The following is a 1,704-nucleotide window of genomic DNA, read 5'->3' on the forward strand; positions in this document are numbered from 1 at the left end:
TATAGCCGATACAGATTCTTTCACATCGGAAGTCTTCAGAGGTGAATGCGAGAAAACAGCCACAACCAGTTCACCCCCTGAGGAATTATCAAGAATTATGCTCCCCGGGAAATACAGTTCGTTTCCTTTTCCTGATGGTACGCTGCAGGTGATAGATTTCTGATCAGGATGATAAAATGAGACAGTGCCGCTTTGATCTATGCTCAAAAGGGCTACAAACCACTCCCTCGGAGAATTATACACAACCTGGATTCTGTCACCCTCATGGAAAACTTCAGAGAGGATGCCATCATGTATCTTCCCATCTCTTTCGTAAATAAATGAAAGCTGTGCCCCACCCTTGAACACCACAGTCTCTCTGCCGGAATTAAAGGCAATTGTATTAACAACCGGAATAGCAGCAATTACAAGCAAAAGGCATAAAACCGGAACCAGCACCTGACGAGCAAGTACAGGGCTTAGATACTTCTGCCAGAAAGGTGTTTTTTTCTGTGCTTTTTCAGTATAAAAGGAAGAGAAGGGATGGTCGGCCAGGAATTCATTACGCTCCCTTCGCAGATTCTGCAGATATGTAAAACATGATTCACAAGTCTCAAGGTGCTTTTCAACAGCCTGAGCGGAATCTTTGTCAAGTTCTCCGATAAAGAATCTTTCTATGTCAAAGCGATTCGAGGTGCAGTTTTTCATAGAAGATCCCCCATTGAAAGCCCCGATTCGGCACATTTCCTCTTGAATCTGGTAAGATGGCGCCTTATGGTGGATTCACCCATTCCGGTTATTTTCGCAATCTCCTCCTGCCTGTACCCGTCAAAATAGGTATAAATCACCACTTCGCGAATCTTGCTGTCCCATGGACTGAGAAAATGATGAATAATCTCTTTAAGAGCCATCCATTTCTCCTGAGGGAGTCCCTTGCTTTCAGTGTGATACTCCTCATTGAATTCAAGGTGTTTTTTCTTGCGCAGGAGCGAGAAGCAGTGATTAGTGCTTGTGCTTAACAGCCATGAATAAATAGATTCTTTTTTGTTTATTTTAGGCAGAGCACCGATCAGCTTCATAAAAACCTCCTGAGTAGCATCCCAGGCCTCATCTTCCGATTTAAGTAACATCCTGCAGCGTGAGTGCACCAGTGAGGCATAACGCTCGTAAAGAGAACGGATTTCCAGTTCATTTTCCTTTGATAGTGCTTTCATCTGTTCTTCTGCTTAATAGATGCATCAGGTTAGAAAAAATGCTCACCCTCTCCGGGTAAGAATCATTTTCCGGACTTTTCACCGGAAGTATCTGCTGGATTTTCTGTTTCCGGAGCTGAAACCGGGTCATCAGGAGCCCGAACGGGTGGATCTTCTGCCTCTGAACTCTGATCCTTCTCCATTTCCTTGAGCCCCGCTTCTTTATCTTTTCCCTCCTGGAATAAAACATCGGAACCCTCTTTTGGAGTACCCTCATCAGCCTTCAGTGAGTCAGCCCTCACATCCTTTTTGTCTTTTTCATCATCCTTCGTCTCCTCCACTTCACTTTCCTGCTGCTGCGGATCTTCAACTTTCAACCCCAGAGCTGCCATGGTGCTGTCTGCAATTTTGATTCTTGGCTGAGCTTTTTCTGTACAGTAAATAGACTGGGGATATTCCCGGCAGATCCTTTCGTAAAGACTCTTTGCAGTGACATTCTTCTGCAACACCTCATCACTGAGGTATGCAGCCA

General features: G+C 44.8%; 3 protein-coding genes. All 3 read right to left on the reverse strand.

Annotated elements, in window-relative coordinates; all coding sequences use genetic code 11:
* Positions 1 to 687, reverse strand: a 687-nt coding sequence (locus tag GX089_14080; GenBank protein ID NLP03618.1) for a hypothetical protein, incomplete at its 3' end; no start/stop codon positions are given.
* Entirely contained in the window at positions 684 to 1,193 is a 510-nt protein-coding gene (locus GX089_14085; GenBank protein NLP03619.1) for an RNA polymerase sigma factor, read from the reverse strand. The genes GX089_14080 and GX089_14085, both read right to left, overlap by 4 nt.
* 62 nt (positions 1,194 to 1,255) lie before the next feature.
* Positions 1,256 to 1,704, reverse strand: a 449-nt coding sequence (locus GX089_14090; GenBank protein ID NLP03620.1) for a hypothetical protein, incomplete at its 5' end; no start/stop codon positions are given.

The sequence above is a fragment of the Fibrobacter sp. genome (genome assembly GCA_012523595.1).
Classification (GTDB): Bacteria; Fibrobacterota; Chitinivibrionia; order Chitinivibrionales; family Chitinispirillaceae; genus JAAYIG01.